At 72.6% G+C, this 21,269-nt stretch carries 14 protein-coding genes and 1 pseudogene; 5 read left to right on the forward strand and 10 right to left on the reverse strand.

Annotated features, from left to right (window positions below; all coding sequences use genetic code 11):
- Nucleotides 1–120: 120 nt before the first annotated feature.
- Both ACPXBU_RS09805 and ACPXBU_RS09810 read right to left on the reverse strand, forming a co-directional pair.
- Nucleotides 121–1,302 (reverse strand): glycosyltransferase family 4 protein, encoded by a 1,182-nt coding sequence (locus ACPXBU_RS09805; protein WP_425757804.1) that lies wholly within the window; start codon nt 1,300–1,302, stop codon nt 121–123.
- Nucleotides 1,299–3,302 carry a heparinase II/III domain-containing protein gene (locus ACPXBU_RS09810; protein ID WP_425757805.1) on the reverse strand — a complete coding sequence of 668 codons (2,004 nt, stop codon included), beginning with the start codon at nt 3,300–3,302 and terminating at the stop codon, nt 1,299–1,301. Before ACPXBU_RS09810 ends, ACPXBU_RS09805 begins: the two co-directional genes overlap by 4 nt.
- Before the next feature lie 339 nt (nt 3,303–3,641).
- On the opposite strand from ACPXBU_RS09810, the gene ACPXBU_RS09815 reads away from it, so the two are divergent.
- Both ACPXBU_RS09815 and ACPXBU_RS09820 read left to right on the forward strand, forming a co-directional pair.
- On the forward strand, nt 3,642–5,012 hold the full coding sequence (locus ACPXBU_RS09815; RefSeq protein ID WP_425757806.1) for an O-antigen ligase family protein: 1,371 nt from the start codon (nt 3,642–3,644) through the stop codon (nt 5,010–5,012).
- A gap of 224 nt (nt 5,013–5,236) precedes the next feature.
- Nucleotides 5,237–6,691 carry a hypothetical protein gene (locus tag ACPXBU_RS09820; RefSeq protein WP_425757807.1) on the forward strand — a complete coding sequence of 485 codons (1,455 nt, stop codon included), beginning with the start codon at nt 5,237–5,239 and terminating at the stop codon, nt 6,689–6,691.
- Here ACPXBU_RS09820 and ACPXBU_RS09825 read toward each other — a convergent pair.
- From ACPXBU_RS09825 to ACPXBU_RS09850, 6 genes are all read right to left on the reverse strand, one after another.
- Nucleotides 6,640–7,833 carry a glycosyltransferase family protein gene (locus ACPXBU_RS09825; protein WP_425757808.1) on the reverse strand — a complete coding sequence of 398 codons (1,194 nt, stop codon included), beginning with the start codon at nt 7,831–7,833 and terminating at the stop codon, nt 6,640–6,642. The genes ACPXBU_RS09820 and ACPXBU_RS09825 overlap by 52 nt on opposite strands.
- Nucleotides 7,834–7,853: 20 nt before the next feature.
- Entirely contained in the window at nt 7,854–9,224 is a 1,371-nt protein-coding gene (locus ACPXBU_RS09830) for a glycosyltransferase family protein (RefSeq protein WP_425757809.1), read from the reverse strand.
- Nucleotides 9,221–10,639 (reverse strand): lipopolysaccharide biosynthesis protein, encoded by a 1,419-nt coding sequence (locus ACPXBU_RS09835; protein WP_425757810.1) that lies wholly within the window; start codon nt 10,637–10,639, stop codon nt 9,221–9,223. The genes ACPXBU_RS09830 and ACPXBU_RS09835 overlap by 4 nt, the downstream gene beginning before the upstream one ends.
- 139 nt (nt 10,640–10,778) lie before the next feature.
- Entirely contained in the window at nt 10,779–12,653 is a 1,875-nt protein-coding gene (locus tag ACPXBU_RS09840) for a polysaccharide biosynthesis protein (protein WP_425757811.1), read from the reverse strand.
- Nucleotides 12,654–12,800: 147 nt separating this feature from the next.
- Nucleotides 12,801–13,949: a DegT/DnrJ/EryC1/StrS family aminotransferase gene (locus ACPXBU_RS09845; protein WP_425757812.1), complete on the reverse strand. Its 1,149-nt coding sequence runs from the start codon at nt 13,947–13,949 to the stop codon at nt 12,801–12,803.
- Nucleotides 13,950–14,286: 337 nt separating this feature from the next.
- Nucleotides 14,287–15,369: a hypothetical protein gene (locus tag ACPXBU_RS09850; RefSeq protein ID WP_425757813.1), complete on the reverse strand. Its 1,083-nt coding sequence runs from the start codon at nt 15,367–15,369 to the stop codon at nt 14,287–14,289.
- 148 nt (nt 15,370–15,517) lie between these two features.
- Between ACPXBU_RS09850 and ACPXBU_RS09855 the strand changes: the two genes are divergently transcribed.
- Nucleotides 15,518–16,216 (forward strand): acyltransferase, encoded by a 699-nt coding sequence (locus ACPXBU_RS09855; RefSeq protein ID WP_425757814.1) that lies wholly within the window; start codon nt 15,518–15,520, stop codon nt 16,214–16,216.
- Between the two features lie 20 nt (nt 16,217–16,236).
- Here ACPXBU_RS09855 and ACPXBU_RS09860 read toward each other — a convergent pair.
- Nucleotides 16,237–17,298 (reverse strand): annotated as a pseudogene (locus ACPXBU_RS09860) (glycosyltransferase); the annotation flags it as partial.
- Between the two features lie 241 nt (nt 17,299–17,539).
- On the opposite strand from ACPXBU_RS09860, the gene ACPXBU_RS09865 reads away from it, so the two are divergent.
- Both ACPXBU_RS09865 and ACPXBU_RS09870 read left to right on the forward strand, forming a co-directional pair.
- Nucleotides 17,540–18,616 carry a glycosyltransferase gene (locus ACPXBU_RS09865; protein WP_425757815.1) on the forward strand — a complete coding sequence of 359 codons (1,077 nt, stop codon included), beginning with the start codon at nt 17,540–17,542 and terminating at the stop codon, nt 18,614–18,616.
- A gap of 2 nt (nt 18,617–18,618) precedes the next feature.
- A complete protein-coding gene (locus tag ACPXBU_RS09870) occupies nt 18,619–19,941 on the forward strand; it encodes a glycosyltransferase (RefSeq protein ID WP_425757816.1) in 1,323 nt (440 codons plus the stop codon).
- Here the strand turns inward: ACPXBU_RS09870 and ACPXBU_RS09875 are convergent.
- The gene (locus ACPXBU_RS09875) at nt 19,857–21,092 is read right to left on the reverse strand and encodes a glycosyltransferase family 4 protein (protein ID WP_425757817.1); all 1,236 of its coding nucleotides are present in this window, start codon (nt 21,090–21,092) and stop codon (nt 19,857–19,859) included. The genes ACPXBU_RS09870 and ACPXBU_RS09875 overlap by 85 nt on opposite strands.
- Between the last annotated feature and the right edge of the window lie 177 nt (nt 21,093–21,269).

Consider the following 21,269-nt stretch of genomic DNA (forward strand, 5'->3'; position numbering starts at 1 on the left):
CGTGACGCGCCGCGCCGCCTCGTGACGCGCCGCGCCGCCTCGTGACGCGCCGCGCCGGCGTCCGCGCGCCGCGCCCGACGCCGGCGCTGCCGAGAAGGCCGAGAACGCCGGGAGCGCCGGTCAGCGGGGTGTGTCGTCGTCGACGAGCGGGGCGAGCAGCCGCCCGAGGGCGTGGGCCATCGCCGTACGTGACTGGTTCGCCCGGATCCAACTCCGGCCGGCCGCGCCCATCTTGGCCAGCTCGTCCGGGCTCGCCTGGGTGATCTGGGCGAGGCCGTGGGCGAGGTGACCCGGCGGGGTCACGTACCCCGAGTCCGCGCCCAGCACGAGGTCGCCGACGGTCCCCGGGCTGTTGGTGACGATCGGCAGCCCGGCGGCCATGTAGTCGAACACCTTGTTGGGGCTGACCCCGGCCCGGAACAGCTCGACGTCGGCGAGCACGTGCACGCCGACGTCCGCGGCGTGCAGGAGATCGGGGATCTCCGACTTCGGCACCGGGTCGAGGAAGCGGACGTTGGGCACGCCGAGGGCCCCGGCCTGCAGGCGTGACTTCTCCACCCCCGCGCCCACCAGCACGACGTCGATCTCGGGTACCGCCTCGGCGGCGGCCAGCAGCAGGTCGAGCCCGTTGGCCGGGCCGTGTGCGCCGGCGTAGACGGCGGTCCGGCGGGTGAACCGGTAACGCCGCCGCAACTCGGCACGGGGCCGGCTGGGTACGAAGTCCTCGGGGTCCGCCGCGTTGGGAATGAAGGCGATCTTCTCGGGCGCCACGCCCTTGCCCTCGATGGCGGCCCGTACGCCGGGCGCCATGATCACCACGCGGTCGGCGCGCTGGTACAGGAATCGTTCGAGGCGCTCCAACGCCCGGTACGCCACCGACGTCTCCGACAGCGTGCCCATCTCGACGAGCACGCGGGGCCACAGGTCCCGGACCTCCAGGACGAACGGCGTGCGCCGGAGTGTGGCCACGACACAGCCGGAGAGGCCGGCCAGGAGGTGTGGCGACGAGGCGTAGACCACGTCCGGTCGGGGCTGCCGCAGGCTGGCCACCGTTGCCGTCACCGCGTAGCTGGCCCAGTTGACCACCCGGCCCAGGCCGTTGCCCCGGTACGGCGTGACGGCGACCAGGTGGAAGCCCGGCTCCGCGCGTTGCCGTCGACCGGTGATCATGTTGCGGCGGCCCGCGATGATCACGTGCGTCCAGCCGGGCAGCCGGCTGAACAACTCGACGTGCCGGGTGCCGCCCGGATGGCCCGGCGGTACGGCGAAGTGGTTGAGGACGAGGACTCTGCGTGGGGTCATCGCGGTGCTCGCACGTGGTGGACGTCCCCTGATCCGAGGTGGGTGACGGTGAGGGAGGCGCCCGCGTCGCTCCAGGTCACCTGATAGCTGAAGCCGTCGAACGCGTCCGGCTCGGGTGGCGGCCCGGGGATCGCGCCGAGCCCCCACACCGTGGTGTCGGCCCGGCTCTCGGCCGTCAGCCACGTCGCCGGCTCCCAGCGCCCGTACGTCCGGCTGTGCCAGCCCGCGAAGGGCGCCGACCGTCCGCGGACCGCCTGGTGTCCGTCCAGCCCGACGAGGCCGAGCTTGGTCCCGCCGACGACGAGCGTGTCGGCGTCCACGACGACGTCGGGGTGCAGCGGCACGGTCAGCGACCAGGACCGGGCGGTCGCCGGCGGGTCGGCGAACTCGACGATCGCCACGTACTGCTCCGCCACCACGACCGCGCGGCCGACGCGCACCGGGTGGTCGCCGCGCGCGTACGCGTCGTGCCAACCGAAGACGATCGTGCGACCCGGCAGGACGAGTGGTGCGCCCAGGTGGCCACGGCCGGTGTTGAGCCAGCGGAACGCCCGGTGCGGGACGAGCTGGTCCTGTCCGTCCGGACGGCGTACCGGGTGGGCGGCGGAGGTGCGCAACCCGTTGCGGACCTCCAGCGGGCCGTTGTAGGTGCCCGTGCCGGGGTCGGCGATCAGCCACCTGTCGTCGTGCGTGATCCAGACCGAGGTCAGGTCGGCGTGGCCGTGCGAGGGGCCGCCGTCCACCTTGAACCACACGCGCCACGGCCCCCGGTCGACACGTGCGATGCCCCCGGAGGTCGTCGCCGCCGACCGGGGGCGCATCGTCGCGGCGAACGTCTCCGAGGTGGCCCCCGGGTCGGGCGGGGGCGCGTACCACGCCAACTCGTCGAAGTCGGCGTACCACCGCGCGGGCAGCCGTTCGCCGCACAGCGCGAGCCCGAGCGCGGCGGAGCCGGCCACGTCGAGCGGGTCACCGGAGGACGCGAGCACCCGTCCCTCGTCCCAGTCGCCGTACTGCGGGACGTCCCCGTCGAACACCCCGAGCCGGGCCAGGTGCAGGCTCGCGGCGTGCAGGTCACGGCGGACGCGCGGCGGCGCGCCGCCGAGCAGCACCCGCACGATGAGCATTTCGAGGACGAACCTGTGGTACGACACCGAATCCTCGATCATCCGGCCGTCGGCGCCGAAGTGTCGGCGGTGCTGAGCCGCGAACATCCTCTCGCCGGTACGCGCCCACCAGCGGGCCCGCCGGGCCGTGGGGAACATCCGGGCGAGCAGCAGCAGCCCGAGCGCGTCGCCGAGCAGGTGGTTGTTGCGCATGCTGCTCAACGTGTAGGGCAGCTCGACCATCAGGTGCCGGGCGCTGGCCAGCAGCAGCCGCTCCATGGCGGTCGCTACGTCGCCGGGTAGTCGGTCGCCGACGAGCGCGAGGATCTGGTTCCAGGCGATGGCGCGCAGGGCGAGTTCGAGGCTGGAGTACCAGTTGACGCCCCGTTCCGGCGGGGACTGCGTACACCAGGCCCGCAGCAGCTCGTCGAGGCCGCCCTGCCACGGGCCGGTCGGGTCGAGGCGGGCCGCGCGGGCCAGGACGACCAGGTCGCGGTGGCGTGCCGCCTCCCAGGTGTGCTTCACGTCCGACAGCCGAGCCTCGGAGCGGATGTCGATGCGCCACCACGGGTCGTCGGCAGGCCACTGCCGCCCGGTCAGCGGGTCGGTGCCCCACGGTGCCGACACGCCCGTCGCGACCCGGGCGCCGAAGACCCGGAGCCCGTCGTTCAGCACGCGGTCGGCGTCGTCCAGGCACCGCTGCCGCGCTCCGTCGCCGATCGGCAGCACGCGTGTCAGCGGCACCGGCGCGGACGCGTGGTGCCGGTGCGCCTGCCCGCGGAACAGGACGGCGTGGAATCCGCTGCGCTTGGACGCCTCGTACGCCGCGCGCAGCGGCGCCGACAGGCCCAGCGCGCGCATGTCCACGGCGATCGCGCGGAGATCGGGTTTCACCTTCGACTTCCCCCTGGGAAATGGCGATTCCGTCGTTTCGTCCCGACCAGGACCGTGGGTGTAGGAAGCTGCAAGCGCATCGAATCGGGCATTTAGGACGCGCTCGGTGGTGCGCGAGCCGCGTGGGCGCGCGCCGGTCGGGGCGGGTCGTCGGTCTGACGTCTGTCCAACGCCGCCGGTGCCGCTTCAGTGACGACACGGCCGGTGCTGACATCACCGGTGACGACATGGCCGGTGGCGACATCACCGGTGACGACACGGCCGGTGGCGACATCACCGGTGACGACATGGCCACTCGCGACACGGCGGGTGCCACCGCGGGGACGAGGAGGAGTGGTCGTGACAGCGCAAACCCGGGTGCCGCTCGGATTCCGCTCGCCGATGCCGCCCCCGGCCGGTGTCGGTGCCGGACCCGGCTTCCGAGGCGCGGCCGGTCGCGGGGTTGGTGCCGTGGCCGGCGCCGGACCGGGCGGCTGGCGGACGATGATGACGACTCTCGCCGTCGCGCTGCTGTGTGTCGCGGCTTTCCAGGCGTCCACGGCGAACGCCTGGCTGGCGGTCCTGCAGGCCTCCGCCGGGGCGATCCTGCTCCGTTGCCGCCTTCCGCGCCCTCGGCTGCCCGATGTGCTGGCGGTCGCGGTCGCGGCGTGGGCGCAGCTCACCGTCCTCTGGTCCAGCGACGTCGCGCAGACGCGGAGCGTGGCCTTCGCGTACACCTCGGCCGCTCTTCTGTTCGTCGCGGTCCGCCACGTCGCCACCACGCCGTGGCACCTGCTCGCGGTCGGGGGTTCGTACATCGTGGGGTGTGCCATCGCCGCGTGGCGCCTGATCATCGAGGCGCGCGGGGTCGGCGGATCGACCGGCGCGATGGACATGGCGGTGCGCTTCGGCATCGAGGGCACCAACATCAACTTCACGGCCTACTCCAGCGTCACCGCGTTCGTCCTGGTGTTGGGCCTGTTGAAGATCCGCGGTCAACGGCGGCTCGTCACCATTGCTCTGACCACCGCGTTGCCGGTGCTGGCGTCCGGGATCTTCCTGAACCGGACCAAGGGCGCCCTGGTCGCCCTGCTGCTCGTGGTGGCGTACGCGCTGCTCAGCGAACTCAACCCCCGGGTGACCTGGGTGGCCGCGGTCGCCGTGGTGCCGACGCTGCTGGTGACGGTGCCGCTCGGTCTGGGGCAGAGCGTGTTGGTGTGGACCGACGACGTCATCGGCTCGGCGGCGACCGGCGACGTGCTGAGCCGTATCGAGCTGTGGCGGTACGCGTCCTCGTACTGGTGGGACTCCCTCTGGGTGGGCGGCGGCGCGGGAACCTTCGAGCTGTGGAACCCGTTGGGCATCCGAGCGCACAACGCCGTGCTCGCCGTCGCCGTGGACCTGGGGCTTGTGGGCTTGGTGGGCGTGGCCGTCCTGTTCGGGGCGGTGCTCGCCCGGCGGGCGGCGCGGTGCCCGGTCGGGCTCCGGGTCGCCGGGCTCTTCCTGGTGGGCGGCTTTCCGCTCTGGCTGACCGGGGTGTGGGAGTTCGAGCGGGGGTCGTGGCTGGCCCTCGCCCTGCTGTCGATGCTGCCGGTCCACGCCTCCGGCCGGCAGAAGGCGGACGACCCGGGACGACGCGCGACCGGCCCGCCCGGTCCGGTCCGGGCTCGCGCCACCGCACCCCCGGCCCGGCCGACAGCCCTGGACTGGGGCGCGCCCATCACCCGGTGACTACCCGGTCGTTGGCTCGTTCAGTGACTACTGACAGCCAACCGATTGGCCCGCAGCGTGGCGGAGCGCCGTCCGCGCCGACGGAGCGTGCCGTGCCGCGCCCTTCGTACCGCGGGTCGGCGGGTGCTCAACAGTGTGGAGGGCCGGCGAGTGCCATCTCGGAATCCCGTCCGGGTCGACTCGCGGCCACCCAGGGTCGGCCGTTGCGCCGGGAGTGGTCCTCGGTGACCGCCGTCGACAGAGTCAGTGACGGCCGACACCGCTCGCCGGTCGGCGGCTGGCAGCTCCCGGCCGCCGCACCGCGACCCGAGCAGCGCGTACGCCCGCCGATGGCCCGCCCGGCACCTGCCGGGCACACGGTCACCTGGCTGCCGTTGGCGCTGGCGCTGGCGTGGATGCTCGGCACGTTCGGCGTGTTCTGGACGACGAGACTTGCCCACGACGTCAGGAACCCCTACCAGCTCTCCGCCTTCGTGCTCGTGGCGACGGCGCTGTTCGCCGGGGGGTACGTGGCGCAGATGGCCCGACGTCCGCCCACGGTAGCCGCAGCGACACACTCCGTCGGCCGCGTCCGGCTGGTGCGTCAACTGGTCCTGGCCAGTGCGGTCTACTACGTCGTCGTGAGCCTGACGCGGCTGACCCAGTTCGGCGCCACCGGCCCCAGCAGCGTGTGGGCGAACATCCAGGCCCCCGCCACCGGCTACGTGAACAAGTTCGACGTCTATCAGCAGGGGGTCGGCAGCACGAGCCCGTGGATGACCGCGCTGTTTCCCCTCGGCGTCCTCAGCGTGGCCCTCGTACCGTTGCTCGTGGTGCACTGGCGCGCTCTGCCCGGCTGGCTGCGCCTCGCCGGCGTGGCCGCGACGTCGACGCACATCGCGTTCTACCTGTTCATCGGCACGATGAAGGGGCTCGGCGACGTCGTCATCATGCTCGCGGCCGGGATGTTGATCGCGTGGGCGTCGGTCCGGCACCGGCCGCGGACCTACTCGCGCCGGCGTCGGGCGCTCCTGCTCGTCGTCGGGGCGTTCGTGCTCCTGGCCACCTACATGATCCACAATCACGCGACGCGGGCGGCCGAGTTCGGCACCACAGGCGACGTGGTCCACGTGAACCCCTCGGTGGAACGTGTCCTGGGTAAAACGATGGCCGAGGGCATCGCCGCGATGATCGGCTATCCGACGCACGGCTACCTCGGGTTGTCCTACAACCTCCAGGTGCCCTTCGAGTGGTCCCGTGGTCTCGGCAGCGCGCCGTCCGCAGCGATCTTCGCCGAGCAGACCCTCGACGTGGACCTCAGCGAACATCCCAGCTTCCCCGACCGAACGGAGAACGAGACGGGATGGCCGGCGCGCATGTACTGGGCCACCATCTATCCCTGGCTCGCCTCGGACCTCACCTTCCCCGGCGCGGCGCTGTTCATGGGGTTGGTCGGGTGGCTCTTCGCCGGCTCGTGGCGCGCGGCGGCGTCGTCCCGTCGGGTGGTCCCGTCGTTGATCTTCGCGCAGCTGTGCATTCTCATCATCTACGTGCCGGCGAACAACCAGCTCGGGATGGCACCGGAGTCCATCGTCGGGATGGCCACGCTCCTGGCCCTGCACGTCATGCAGTCGCTCTTCGGCGAACGTCAGCCCCACTGCCGGAAGAACCTGCCGAGCGGCTCCGCGTACGCCCGGTAGTCGAACGATTCGAGCGCCTGGCTGCGCGCGGCCTGGCGCATGTCGCTGCGCTGCGCGGGGCTGAGCCCCGCCGCAGCGCGGAACGCCGCGGTGACCTCGGCGACCGAGTGGTCCCGGCAGACCAGGCCCTCACGGTGGGGGCGCAGGTATCTGCCCAGGTCGCTGGTGAGGTTGGCGATCACCGGCGTGCCGCTGGCGAGACTCTCGCAGAACTTCGTCGAGAAGCCCGCGTCCGCCGCCCGCTCCGGTCTGCGGACGAGGACTGTGAAATCCGCGCCCTGGAGGGCGGTCGACACCTCGGCCTGCGGTAGCCGACCCAGGCACCGCACACCGTCCGGCAGCGGCCGACCGCCGAAGAGGCGGCCCACCTCGTCCCGCGTCGGGCCGTAGACGCGTAGCTCGACACTCGCGCCGTCGCGCTGGACGTTGCCCACCGCCTCGATGACGGTGCCCAGGAGATCCTTCTTGTTCCCGTGCGGATTGCCCGCGTAGGCGAGCGTGAGCGGAGGTGAGTCGCCCGCGGTCTGCCGGGCCTCCGGCGTCAGGCTCTTGACGTCGAGAGTGGGCGGCACCCGCAGGATGGGTCGACCGCTGCCACGGTAGTGGTCTTCCAGGTAGGAGCTGATCACGATGATGCCGTCGCACCGCGGGTAGTAGTGGCGCAGGGCCAACTTCATGCTGACGTGCAGGGGGCCGAGGTAGCCGCCGCGGACGTGGCGGCCGTTGAACCAGTCGACGACGTCGACGATCAGCGGCACCCGGTGCCGGCGACACCAACGCTGGAGGTGGAACATGTACTGGGCCTGACCACCGTGCACCAGCACGTGGGACGGCTTGGTGGGCTGGGCGTCGAGCCACCGGGCCGTCCGCTGACCCCAACGCACCAGCGTCTGCACCGAACTGCCCAGCGGCCCCGCCTCCGGCGACGGCCGCTCCGCGAGACCGAGGTGGGAGACCGAGCCCGGTCCGTCGACGCCCGGCAGCGCCGTGCTGCTGGGCGGCTCCGGACCACCGCTGGCGACCACCACGTCGTAGCCGGCGGCGGCCAACGACGCCACCAGGCCGTAGACCCGTCGGGACCCCGCCTCACCCCACGGGAACAGGAACGGACCCACACAGGCGACCCATCCGGTACGTCTCATCGCAGCACCTCGACTCGCTCCTAGGTCAGTTGGCGGCCGGCGGCCCCGGCCGTGGAGGATCCGGTGCGCGCCGCCGAGCCCAGCGTGGCGGCGAACCGCGCGGCCACGTTCTCCTTGGCGTGCTCCCGCCGTGCGAAGGCGGTCCCGTTGCGGGCGAGCCGCTCCCGCAGGGCCGCGTCCCGGCAGAGGTCGGTCAGGCCCCGGACCAGCGCCGCGGTGTCGTCGGTGCCGACGATCACGCCCGCGTCGGCCTCCTGGATGTGGTGCATCGACGCCACCTCGGCCGGCCCGTAGCCGAGGATCGGACGGCCCGAGGCGAGGTACTGGGGGATCTTCGTCGAGACCGAGTAGCGGGTGTAGCGGCGGATCTCCTCGTCGAAGGACTCGATGTGGACGAGGACGTCCGCGCCGTGCAGCGCGGCGGGCACCTCGTCGCTGTTCAGCGACGGCCCGAGCCGCACCCGCGCCAGGGGGGCGAAGTGGCCCGCGTACCGGGTGAGGTCCGGCTCCGGTGCGTGGATGGTCAGCCGGACGGGCAGACCGGCCGCGGCCAGGCCGTCCAGCGCGGCGCCGATGTCGCGCAGCGACTCCCAGCGGTTGAGGTGCAGGGCGCCGACGTAGACCAGCTCGGTCGTCTCCCGCTGCTCCGCCTCGCCGCGGGGCGGGGCGAAGAAGGTCTCGTCGACGCAGTTGGCGAACGGGCTGAACGGGACGCCGTATCGCCGGGCGTACTCCTGGGCCATCGGCTGACTGATGACCATGCCCAGCGGGGCCAGGCGGATGAGCCTCGCGATCGTCTCCTGGACGGAGCGGTCGGCCCGCCCGAACAGCTCACCGTTGTCGTACAGGGTCGCCGGCCAGTCGTCGGTGAAGTGCGGCACGACCGGGACGCCACAGGTACGCGCGGCGAGCGCGGTGATCCTCGTCAGCCGCACGCTGCCGAGCATCGAGTAGACGACGTCCGGCCGGAAACCGCGCATCCACTCGATCAGCGTCGGGGGGACGCGGATCGGGCTGAGATCGGCCGTCGCGCGCAGTTGTGCGTAGATCTTGGCCATGGTGGGACGGCTCTCCGCCGCGGCGTGTACGGCGGCGATCGGCCGGCTCTGTTGCAGGGGCGTGCGACCGTTCCAGCCCGACATCCGCATGGCGTAGTACTGGATCGGCAGGTAGTGGTCTCGCGGCGGGAAGTGGAAGAAGTTCTCGCACACCTCGGTGGTCGGCGGAATGTTTCCGGTGTGCACCTGGGCGAGGCGGTCCTTGGGCCAGCCGGAGAAGAGGTTCGACAGGGTCATGGCGGTGCCGCTGACCCGGCTGAAGGGCGTGTGGCTCACCACCAGCACCCGCGGGAATTCCTCGTCCAACACCATCGGTGCGTCCACCTCTCTCATGTGGTCCGTATTCTCAGCGCCCGCCGGTAGCCGACGATGGCCGCCGGGACAACAGTCACGGTGTAGACGACAACGGCGACGTAGGGCGCCGCGGCCACTCCCCACCAGTGCACTCCGAGCAGTTTTCCGACGATCGACAGTGGTAGGTACAGCAGATAGCCGCACAACTGGGGGCGGACGACGCCGGCCGCGTTCTGCACCATGAACCGGGGCGAGATCGCGGCCAGCACGATCCACCAGCAGGCGAGGCCCAGCAGGAGTGACCGGTTTCCGATCGAGATCGGCAGCCAGGCGGCCAGGAGTTGCTCGCCGAACAGCACCAGGATCGTCGACGGCCCGACGGCGATGAGCGTCGACACGATCGTCATCCGGCGCACGGTTCGGCGGATCCAGTCGAGGTCGCCACGCGCCAGGGCCTCACCGTGCATCGGCCACAAGGGTTGGTTGACAAGTGTCACGAGCGCGCCGAGCTGGTTGAACAGTCGGGCCGGCACCGCGTACGCGGTGACGCTGGCGAGACCCAGCACGTGTGCGATGAGCAGTGGGTCGGCGTTGTCCGCCAGGACCATGATCAGCGTGACCAGGAAGAAGAGGCCGCCCAGGCCGAACAGCTCCCGGACCCCCCGGCCGTCGACGTATCTCGGCCGGGGCCTCAGCTGCGGCAGGCGCCAGCCGAACGTCCACACCGTGTTGACGATGTTGACGAGCAACGGGCCGATCGCGATGCTGGCGATCACCGCGATCGGGGGCAGCTTCGCGTACACCGCGCCGAGCGCGAGTGGGAGGGAGAGCGCGCTCGCCGTCGCCTGCCAGACATTGCTGGCCGCCACCTGCTGATACGCGTACTGGACGCGGGCGATGAGCGACAGCGGGATGTTGAGCAGGAACGCGGTCAGGCACACCAGGGCGACGAGGTGGGCGTCACGCGCCGCCGCCCCGGTCGCGTTGAAGAGCAGCGGCCACGGGATGAACCCACCGAACAGCCAGAGCAGGCCACACGTCGGCAGCGCCACCCCGCAGACCGCCGCGTAGGCGCTGGAGACGTACCGCCGGGCCGCGTCCGAGTCGCCGTCGACCCGACACGGCGCGAGCCTCGTCATGAGCCCGAGACCGACGCCCAGGTCCGCGAAGGCCACCATCCCGGTGACGGCCAGCACCGCGGCCCACAGCCCGTACAGGTCGGTGCCCAGGTAGGACAGGGTCACGGGGAGGAGGACGAGTGGCACGAGAGCGCTTACCACCCGGCTCAGCGCGGCGGTGGCGATCCAGGACAGCAGTCGACGACCGCGTTTCGGGCCCGGGGGAGCGGGGGGCGCCGGCGCGGGTGGCGCGACGGTCTGCACCGCGTGCCGCGGCCTGGGCGATGCGGCGTGCAGCGGCTGGTACCGCTGAGACCTGCCGTCCCGGGTCCGCATCTCTCGGTCCTGTCGGTCTGCGGCGAACGCCGGAGGGAGGCGGCTGCCGCGACGCGGCCTCGCGTTGGGGTTCCTCACGGTCATAACTGCCGGTGCGGGGATTTGGGTGCGGCTCCCGGCCACCGTCCGCGCCCGCCGGTCACCGGGACTGCAGGGGTACGCCCACCGGGCCGCCCACCGTCGGGTCGATCGGTTGGGCGCAGAGCAGCGCCAGGTGCTCGGCGATCTTCGCCGCGTCGTCGTACGGGTCGAGCCCGCTCACCTCCATCGGGTCGAGACCCGGCACGGCCACGTGGGACACCAGCGGGTGGAACGGCCGGGTGTCGACCTCGCCGGCGCCGAACAGATCCTCGTGCAGCTTCTCGCCGGGACGCAGGCCGGTGTAGACGATCGGTACCTGGCTGGACGCCTGCTCGGCCATCTGCCGGGCCAGGTCGGCGATGCGGACCGGCTCACCCATGTCCAGCACCAGCGCCTCCCCGTCCCGGCCGATCTCGGCGGCCTGGAGCACCAGGTGGACCGCCTCCTGGACGGTCATCAGGTAGCGGGTGACGTCCGGGTGGGTGACGGTCAGCGGCTTGGCGTCCTCGATCTGTCGCTGGAAGGCCGTCACCACCGAACCGCGACTGCTGAGCACGTTGCCGAACCGGACGCTGAGGAAGGTCCCCGGGAACCGGGACGCGGCGTGCGCGGTCAGTCGCTCGGTGATCCGCTTGGAGTACCCCAGCACGCTGATCGGGTCGGCCGCCTTGTCGGTGGAGATGTTGACGAACTTGGCCACGTCCTGGCAGGCGTCCAGCACCGACAGGGTGCCCCACACGTTCGTCTTGACCGCCTCGCCGGGGTACCGCTGCAACAGGGTCAGGTGCTTGAGCGCCGCCGCGTGCAGGATGATCTCCGGACGGCGATCCCGGATGATCCGGCGGAGACCCTCGTCGTCGCGCAGGTCGGCGAGGATCAGCTCGGGGCTGTCCAGCAGGGCTCGGCCGGCGAGCGACATCTGCAGGCCGTGCAGGGCCGACTCGTCGCGGTCCAGCATCATCAGCTCACCCGGGTCGGCCTTCATCACCTGCCGGCAGAGCTCCGAGCCGATCGATCCGCCGGCGCCGGTGACCAGGACCCGCCGCCCGGTCAGGCTGTTCGTGTTCAGCGGGAGGTCACCGATCACCTGGCGGCGGCCGAGCAGATCGCCGATCTGCACGTCCCGGACGTCGGTGACGGTGATCCGGTGGTCGACCAGGTCCCGCACGGGGGGCAGCACCTTGAACACCGCTCCCGCGGTGAGCGTGGCCTCGCGGATCTGGCGGATCAGCGCCGCGTCGGCGTTGGCCACCGAGAAGATGACCGCCTTCGCGCCGGTGCGGCGGACCGCGGCGTCGACGTCGTCCCGCCCGCCGAGCACCCGTACCCGCCGGATGCGCAGGTCGCGTTTGTCGGGATCGTCGTCGAGGGCGCCCACCGGCAGGTACCGGCCGCGCGGGTCGCCGACCATCGCCCGCAGCAGCTCCTGCCCGGCGTCGCCCATCCCGAACAGCAGCACGGGTGTCGACGACCGCACGTCGGGGCGCATGGAGAGGTCCCGGCGGTGCCGGTACGCGAACCGGGCGCCGAGCATCAGCAACAGGGCGAGGGCGCCGCCGACCAGCGGGGTGCTCGCCGGTACCGGCCGTTCACCGGAGGACAGCAGGCCGAGCAGCACGATGGCCGCCGTCGAGATGGCGGTGCCGGCGACGCCCTGGACCTCCTGCAGGCTGCCCAGCGGGTGTCGTCCGGAGTAGAGCCGGCGGACCGCCGCCACGCCCACGTGCACGACCGCGGCGAGCAGGCCGATCGCCGCGGCCCGGCCCAGTTGGCCCGCCGGGAGGTCGAACTCGAACCGGGCCCAGACGGCCGCGGCGAAGCCGCTGACCCAGGCGGTGGTGTCGGTGGCGAGGAAGCCCGCGGTGCGGCGGCGGGCCCGGGCCCGCCGTGTCGAGCGGTCCGCGTGCTCCGTGTGCTCGGTCTCCTGCGACATGTGCTGGCTCCCTGACCCGTCTGCGACCGCTTCCGCCGCGTACGGCAGAAGGGACTTAACGCCCTTTGTCCTTGTTACAGGCAGTCTCGTGCTTTTAGGTGGTTTCTGGGGGATTGGCGCACGATCACCTCCCGCGCCACCCGCTCGTCACACCGGGCCGGCTCCCGTCCGGCGGCTCAGGAACTCCTCGATCGCGCCGGACACCCGGGCGATCTGCGGCTCGGTGAGGGCGCTTCCGCTGGGCAGCGTGAGCCCGTCGGTGAACAGGCGCTCCGCCGCGCCGGTGAGCAGGCTCTCCGCGCCGTCGTGCATGGGCTGCAGGTGCATGGGCTTCCACACCGGCCGGGTCTCGATGTCGCGCTCGGCCAGGTGGTCCGCCAGGTCGTCCGCCCGCCAGCCGCACCGCTCCGGCTCGACGGTGAGGACGGTGAGCCAACAGTTGGACTCGCCGTCCTCCGCGCCGAGCAGCCGGACGCCCGGCACCGGGGCGAAGAGCTTGGCGTAGTGGTCGCGCAGGTGTCGGCGGCGGGCGATCATCGCGTCCAGCCGCAGCAACTGGGCCCGGCCCAGCGCCGCGAGCAGGTTGCTGAGCCGGTAGTTGTATCCCGTCTCGCGGTGCTCGTAGTGCCGCGCGGGTTCGCGGGCCTGGGTCGCGAGGTGGCGGGCCCGGGTGAGGAGCGCGGCGTCGTCGGACACCAGCATCCCGCCGCCGGAGGTGGTCATGATCTTGTTGCCGTTGAAGGAGAGCACGCCGACTCGCCCGAAGGAGCCGGCGGCCTGTCCGCCGTGGCGGGCGCCGAGGGCCTCCGCGGCGTCCTCCACCACCGGGACGTCGGCGTCGGCACAGACCGGGATCAGTGCTCGGTAGTCGGCGCAGCTGCCGAACATGTCGACGGGAACGACCGCGCCGACCCGCTCGCCGCGCGCGCGCAGCCGTCGCAGCGCCTCGTCGACGAGGGCGACGTCCACGTTGCCGGTGCGGGGATCACAGTCGACGAAGACCGGCCGCGCCCCGATGTAGCGGGCCGCGTTCGCGGTGGCGACGAAGGTGAGCGTGGGCACGATGACCACGTCGCCGGGGCCGACGCCGACACCGAGCAGGGCGAGGTGCAGAGCCGCCGTCCCCGAGTTGACGGCCACGGCGCCCTCGGTGCCGACCCGGGCGGCGACGTCCCGCTCGAACGCCTCCAGGTCCGGGCCGACAGGCGCGACCCAGCCCGAGCGCAGGGCGGCGATCAGGTACGACTCCTCGAGTGGCCCGATGTCGGGTGGCGACAGGTACACCGTGTCGCTCATCGGGCACCGCCGGTCGAGGGACCACCAGGCATCGGCACGATCTGACCTCCAACGGCGTCGGGGACAACGCCGGGTGAGTGGCCCATCGGGGCAGAAATCGGATGACGACCCTGATTGGTGACACTCAACCCGCATTCCCCCGATCAACCCCAAAACCCGCAGTCGGACACGGCCAGCTCGGCTGCCTTCTGCGACCCCGTGGTCGGCGACGCGAGCCGCGAGCGTCGCAACGGCCGGTCGGGCGAGGGGAAGACTGGCCGGTCGGGCGAGGGGAGGGGTGGCCCCTTCGGCGGGGGGTTGTGCCGCCGCTCAGGTCGCCGAGTGGGCGCGCTCGACGTCAGTGGGTCGACGGCCGCGAGGTGGCCGATCGGGTCGGCTGCGCCGGCAGTGCGGGCCCGGGGCGTCGAAGGTGGCCGACGATGGCCGCGCAGAACACCGCCTCGATGTCGCACTCCTCGTCGACGTGCTGCCACGTCTCGCCCGCCCGGACGTGGTAGCCGGTCGATCTCTCCGCGGTGACGGTGCCGAAGTGCAGGCACTGGAACTCGATCAGGTGGAAGCGGTCGCCGCTGTGGCCGATGTCCAGCGACGCGAGCGGGGTGCCGAGGACGTCGCAGACCTGCTCGGCGTAGTCCAGCAGCGCGTCGCGGTCGACGCCCGCCATGTCCTGGAAGTCGAAGTCGCCGCTGCCGCTGGCCCGGAAGTCGCCGGGCCGGTTACGGCGGTAGAGGGTGTAGTAGCGCGCGCCCATCTTCAGCACCTTGAAGTCGCCGGTCAGTCCCGGAATCAGCGCCTGCACCAGGAACTTCTGTCGGTGCAGCGAGCGCGGGTGGTGGGCGCGGCGAAGCAGCCGTCTGCCGTGCTCGCGAACGGACTCCGCGTGGTCGTGGGTGCGGCTGAGGGTGCGGGCGGCGCGCAGCAGTTCCGTTCGGTTGGCGGCGCGGGCCACGAACTGGGAGCCGGCGCCGTAGGCGGACTTGAGCACCTTCGGCCATGGCCCGTCCAGGGTCGCCTCGGCGAGTTCCTCGTAGGTGCCGAAGGAGCGGGTGTCCAGGCGCCGGGCGTCCGCGGGGAAGAGGTGGGTGCGCAGCGCCTCCATCATCACCTTGTTGTGGTGCGCGCGCAGGTAGCGGTAGCCCGGAAGGACCTGGGCGCCGCGGGTCTCCAACGCCAGCACCAGGTCCTCGATCCAACTCTTGTAGGACAGCCCGCGATCCTCCGAGGAGGTGTAGAGCACCGGGACACCGCGCAGATCGTCGCTCAGGTCCAGGTCCGCGAGGCGGATGACCTCCGGCGCGAGGCCGGCGCCGGCGAGGTACGCGGTGATCCGGTCGACGTCCATCGTGCACAGCCCGTGCTGGGTGCGGGCGGTGGAGTAGAACGTGCCGCGGTAGTCGGTCAGGATCAGGATTCTGGTCATCTCGGACTCTCTGCGCCTACGCAGCTTTCGAGCGTTACGCACCTATTGTGGAGGTTGATGAGGCTACCATCGGCCCCGGTACCGACCTGGACAAACGGCGGAGATGCGGGGGCGACATGCGTGTGGTGCCCGAGCGGGTGGGGGTCTGATGCGCGTCCGCCGCGACCAACCTGGAACGCTGCTCGGCCCGGTGATCGGGGCACTCGACCGTCTCCTGTGCACGGGGGCGCGGGCCCGTCGGGCGATCCGGGGTCTTGCGCTCGCCGGCCGGTTCGCGGCCCGTGGAGACAACTTCACGTTCGACCCGGACGGTGTGTACACCTGCGAGTCGATCGAGGTCGGCGACAACGTGGACCTCGGATACCGGCCGATCCTGGTGGCGGCCCGGAGTCGGATCCGCATCGGTGACAACGTGATGTTCGGCCCCGAGGTGACGATCCGGGGTGGCAACCACCGCATCGAGCAGGTCGGCGTACCGATGATCGCGGTCGAGAAGGAGGCCGGCGACGACAGCCACGACCGGGGCGTGACCATCGGCGACGACGTGTGGGTGGGCACCCGGGCGGTGATCCTGCACGGGGTGACCATCGGCCGGGGCGCCGTGATCGGCGCCGGCGCGGTGGTCACGCGGTCGGTGCCGCCGTACGCGGTGACCGCCGGCAACCCGGCCCGGGTGATCCGGCTGCGGTGGCCGGTGGAGACCATCCAGGCCCACGAGCGGCAGCTCTACCCGGTCGACCGTCGGCTGACCGCCGCCGAGATGGCCGGCCTCGCCGAGCTGCCGGCGCCCGAGCCGCGTCCGACGCCCGTGACGAAGTCGCTGACCACAGGCGTCCAGCCGCGATAGTCGAAACAGTGGGCCCGCTCCCGGGCCGCGCGGCTCATCGTCCGCCAGGCCGCGTCGTCGAGACGCAGCGCCCGCTCGATGCCGCGCCGGACATCCTCGGCTGCCGAGCCGTCGAGCAGGATGCCCTCGCGACCGTCCACGAGGTAGCGCCGCAGATCGCTCGTGAGGTTGAGCAGCACCGGGCAGCCGGCGGCGAGACTCTCCGGCACCTTGGAGGGGAAGCCCGCCTGCGCGTACCCGGCCGACGGGCGGACCAGCACGGAGAAGTGCGCCCGGCGCAACTCGGCGAGCACTGCCTCGCGCGGCACCCGGCCGAGGAAGCTCACCTGGTCGTCGAGGTCGGCCGACCAGGCCTCTCCCAGGTCGGAGAGCCTGCCGGCCTGCTCCCGGCTGATCCCGGCGATCACCAGGCGTACCCGGGACCGCTCGGCGGGCGCGAGGAGGCGGATGCCCTCCAGCACCACGGCCAACTGGTCCTTCGCGCCGGCCGACCCGGCGTAGAGCAGTCGGAGCCCGTCGCCGAGCGAGGCCGGTGCGGGGTCGGCGTAGTCGGCGGGGTCGACCTGGGGCGGCACCACGAGGGTCGGCCGGCCCAGGCGCACGAAGTGCCGCTCCAGCAGCTCGGAGATGACGATGAGCTGGTCGGCGAGTCGTCCGGCCCAGAAGGACGCCCAGCGGTGCCGGAGGAAGTACGGCGTCCGCCAGCCTCGGGGAAACTGTGCCCGGTCGTGCTGCTCCAGCACGTCCACCGTCACCGGGCACCGCACCGCCACTCGCAGCACCGCCCAGGTCGTGAGGTCCCACAGCCCGAGCGGCAGGTGGACGCCCGCCAGCTCGCCCGGACGGACGCCCGCGCGGCGCAGCGCGGCCAGCACCCGCAGCGGGCGGGCGCGTCTGTGCGACCAGCGGCCCAGCACCCCGCCGCCGAGGCGGCGTCGGGGCAGCGTGATCAGGCGGACGTCGGGGGGCAGGTCCACCGCGCTCGGTGGGCGCGACCCGTCGTCCGGCCAGTCGTTGACCACGAGTGTCACTCCGCCCGGCGGGGTGGCCGACCGGGCCAGGTGCAGAAGCCGGTTGGACATCGCGTCACCGTGCGGAAACCGGTACGCGGCCAGCGCCAACACCGCTGGCCCCGCGCTGGGCCGTAGGGCGGGGATCAGGTCCGTGCCGGTGGTGGGCTCGCCCACGGTCTACCCCTCCGGAAGCTTAGGTGTTTTATGCCATTATGACTGCTTAGTCTAGGTGGCCGTCGAAATGGGGAGACATGCAGCGTGCAGCCGTGCGCGACACCGGGCGTCGCCAGGCGTCGGCCGGAGTCCCGTCGTGAGCCGACCGGTGGTGGTGCAGCACTCGGCGGGCGCTCCCGGCGCCAACGGCCCGCTGACCGCCGTGCGGCGGGTGCTCGCCTCGCCCCTGGCCGACACCTACGAGTTCGTCCGGATGCACCAGCACGCCGGCAACGGCAGTCTGAACGTGCCGCTGCTGCGGGAGTGGGTGCGGCTGCTGCGACGGGTCCGCCCGGATCTGGTGCACGTCCGGGGCTTGCAGAACGAGGGCTTGCACGGCGTCCTCGCCGCCCGCCTCGCCGGCTGCCCGCGGGTCCTGGTCACCGTGCACGGCACCGTACGGGACCTGCGTCAGCCGGGTCGCCCCTGGCGGCGACGACTGCTCGTGCACGGGGCCGAGCCCGTGACGCTGCGGCTGGCCACCCACGTCGGCACCGTCTGCGCGTACGCCGCCGGCCGGGACTTCCTGGGCGGCCTGGGCGCGAAGTTCGTCGGGGTGATCCCCAACGGCGTTCCGCTGCCGGCCCGTCCGCGCGCCGCCCGGGACCGGGTCCGCGCCGAGCTGGGCCTGCGCCCCGACGACGTGGCGATGATCGCGGTGTCCCGGCTGACCTGGGAGAAGGGGTACGACGTCCTCGCCGACGCGCTGCGCCGGCTGCCGCCGTCGGCCACCCGCCGGGTGGTGCTGGTCGCCGGCGACGGGCCCGACCGGGACGGGATCGCCGCCGCGCTGGCCGACGCCGGTCAGGTCGAGGTGCGCCTGCTCGGCAACCGTCTCGACGTCCCCGACCTGCTCGCCGCGGCGGATCTCTTCGTCTTCCCGACCCGGCACGAGAACCTCTCCAACGCGCTGCTGGAGGCGATGGCGTACGGGCTGCCGGTGGTCGCCTCGGCGGTGGGCGGCAACGTCGAGGTGCTGCGCTCCGGCGGCGGCCGGCTGGTGCCGGCCGGTGATCCGGATGCCCTGGCCGCGGCCCTGACGCCGCTGCTGGACGACCCCTCCGAGCGGCGTCACCTGGGGGAGTTGGGTCGCAAGGTGGTGGCCGAGGACTACAGCCTCGACGTCATGCTCGGTCGCCTCGACCGGGTCTACCGGCAGATCCTCGGGGAGTGACGGTGGCGCAGCGACGCGGTCCGCGAGTCACCCTGCTGGGCTTCACGGTGCCGGACGACCTGCTCGCCGAGATCATCGCCCGGGACACCATCATGCCCACCCAGACGCACACCTTCGCGTGGGGCCTGGTGCGGAGCCTGCGGGCCGCCGACTGTCCGGTGCACCTGCTCTCCGCGGCGCCGGTGTCCACCTGGCCGGGCAACAGGCAGGTCCGCTTCCGTGCGGGGCGGTTCCGACAGGACGACGTGGACGGGCAGCTGCTGGCGTTCGTGAACCTGCTCGGCCTCAAGCACCTCACCCGGTTCGTGTCCGCCTGGCGTACCGGCGGTCGGGCGCTGCGCCAGCGGGACGCCGAGGTGCTGCTGGTGCACGGCGTGCACTCGCCGTTCCTCTGGTTCGGTGTGCTGCGGGCCCGCCGCCGCGGCGTCCACGTGGTGCCGGTGCTCACCGACCCGCCGGGTGTCGCGCTGCCCACCGACGGTCGGCTGGTCCGGCTGCTGCGCGGGCTCGACGTCGCGCTGGTCCGGGCCGCCCTCGCCCGCTGCTCGGGGGTGATCGCGCTGACCGCCGCGCTCGCCGAGGACTTCGCGCCCGGCCGGCCCCGGTTGGTGCTGGAGGGCATCTGTTCCGCCGACCCGCCGGAGCTACCGGTGGTGCCGCCGCCGGGTCCGCCCGGTCCGACCAGGGACATCGTGTACGCGGGGGGCCTGAGCCGGGCCTACGGCGTCGACCGGCTGGTCGAGGCGTTCCGCGGTCTGCCCGGTGACGACCTGCGGCTGTGCGTGTACGGCCGGGGTGAGCTGGCGGGTTGGCTGCGCGACCAGGCCGCCCTGGACCGGCGCATCGTGCCTCCGGCGCTGCTGCCCCGGGCGGAGTTGCTGCCCCGGCTGGCCCGAGCGGCCGTGCTGGTGAACCCGCGCCCGGTGGAGCAGGACTTCGTCCGCTGGTCCTTCCCGTCGAAGATCATCGAGTACCTCGCGGCCGGGGTGCCGGTGGTGAGCACCCGGCTGCCCGGCATTCCCGGGGACTACGCGCCGTGGCTGTCCTTCGCCGAGCCGGACACCGCCGACGGGCTGCGTACCGCCGTGGGTGGGGTGTTGGCCCTGCCCACGGACGAGGCCCGGGCGCTGGGCGCCGGCGGGGCCCGCTTCGTGCGGGAGACGCGCAACCCGGCCGCACAGGGTCGCCGCGTGCGCGACTTTCTCGCCGGCCTGGTCGGGCTGCCCGACGAGCGCGCCCCTCAACCCCGGCCGCGCGCCGCGGCCTTGCTGAGCAGGTCCTCGATCTGGTCGACGCCGACCCGCAACGACATCCGGTCCAGGTAGAGCTGACGACCCCGCCGGCCCATCGCCGTCCGCTGCTCGGGCGGCACCTGGGCCGCTGCCGTGAACTGGTCGGCCAACGCCCGCCAGTCGTCCGGCGGGCAGACCAGGCCCGCCTCGCCCGCGCTGACCAACCGGGCGGCGTCGCCGTCGGCCGACATCAGCACCGGGGCGCCGCAGGCCAGCGCGGCCTGCAACTTCGAGGGCACCGTCCCACGCAGCCAGGGCAGGTCGCGCAGCATGACCAACTGGTAGTCGGCGGCGGCGTACAGCTCGGCCATCTCGGCGGCCGGGCGGCGACCGACGAACCGCACGTTGTCCGCGCCCAGCTCGTCGGCGAGCCGACGGGCCTGTTCCGCGCCCAGCCCGGTGCCGACGAAGACCAGGTCCACCGCGTCCGGCGCCGCCGCGGCCGCGCGGATGGCGACGTCGACGCCCTGCAACACACCCAGGTTGCCGGCGAACATCACCGTCACCCGCCCCCGGTGCCCGATCGTCGCCCGCGCCGCGTCGGTGCCGGGCACCGGCCGGAACAGCGCCTCGTCGGTCCAGTTGAACACCGTCCGCACCGCGTCCGGGTCGACACCCCGCTCGATCACCTGTTCCGCCATCGCGGGCGCGATCACCGCGATGCCGGCGCAGGCGCGGTAGATCCGGCGCATCGTGCCGACCAGGACCCGCTCCATGGCCCGCCCGGCCAGCCCCGGTGGGGCCATCCCGGACGCCGTCACCGACTCCGGCCACAGGTCCTGCACGTGCAGCACCGTCGGGACGCCACGCAGCAGCCGCAGCAGACCGGCGGCGGCGTACGCGGTGGGTGGCGGGTGGTAGACGTAGAGCGCGTCGACGCCGCGCAGGTGACGCGGGGCCGCCAGGGTGCTGGTGGTGGCGAAGGAGAGATAGCTCGCCGCCCGGCGCAGGCCGGAACGGTCGTGACTCGGGTACGAGGGCACCCGGCGAACGGTCACCCCGCGATCGGTGGCCCGGTGGTTCCAGCGCTGCCGCCAGCCCGGGTAGGTCCGCCCCAGCGGCAGGCTCGGAAAGGTGGTCAGCACCCGCACCTCGTGGCCGCGTCGGGCCAGCTCCGTGGCCAGTTGACCAGGCACGAAGGCGCTCTCCGGCGGGTACCACTGACTGATCAGTCCGATTCGCATGTGCCCGGCACTCCCGTCGACGTCAACTCGTCCCACCTGGGCAGACAACTGGCGGAGGGGAATGAAGGACACGCGTGGCGGCGTCCGATTCGCGTGACTTGTACGAACAGCGCTCGTTGTCACACACGTGGCCGCGGGACGACCGCTGCCCCTGCCGGGCGGGCATCGCACCGCCGG

Origin of the sequence: Micromonospora sp. DT231 (assembly GCF_049847025.1) — a bacterium.
Classification (GTDB): Bacteria; Actinomycetota; Actinomycetes; order Mycobacteriales; family Micromonosporaceae; genus Micromonospora.

Bases quoted from the DNA above. Each gene is read 5' to 3' on its own strand.
- ACPXBU_RS09805 (WP_425757804.1), bottom strand. From the start codon at position 1,302: ATGACCCCACGCAGAGTCCTCGTCCTCAACCACTTCGCCGTACCGCCG.
- ACPXBU_RS09825 (WP_425757808.1), bottom strand. From the start codon at position 7,833: ATGAGACGTACCGGATGGGTCGCCTGTGTGGGTCCGTTCCTGTTCCCG.
- ACPXBU_RS09830 (WP_425757809.1), bottom strand. From the start codon at position 9,224: ATGAGAGAGGTGGACGCACCGATGGTGTTGGACGAGGAATTCCCGCGG.
- ACPXBU_RS09835 (WP_425757810.1), bottom strand. From the start codon at position 10,639: ATGCGGACCCGGGACGGCAGGTCTCAGCGGTACCAGCCGCTGCACGCC.
- ACPXBU_RS09840 (WP_425757811.1), bottom strand. From the start codon at position 12,653: ATGTCGCAGGAGACCGAGCACACGGAGCACGCGGACCGCTCGACACGG.
- ACPXBU_RS09845 (WP_425757812.1), bottom strand. From the start codon at position 13,949: ATGAGCGACACGGTGTACCTGTCGCCACCCGACATCGGGCCACTCGAG.
- ACPXBU_RS09850 (WP_425757813.1), bottom strand. From the start codon at position 15,369: ATGACCAGAATCCTGATCCTGACCGACTACCGCGGCACGTTCTACTCC.
- ACPXBU_RS09855 (WP_425757814.1), top strand. From the start codon at position 15,518: ATGCGCGTCCGCCGCGACCAACCTGGAACGCTGCTCGGCCCGGTGATC.
- ACPXBU_RS09875 (WP_425757817.1), bottom strand. From the start codon at position 21,092: ATGCGAATCGGACTGATCAGTCAGTGGTACCCGCCGGAGAGCGCCTTC.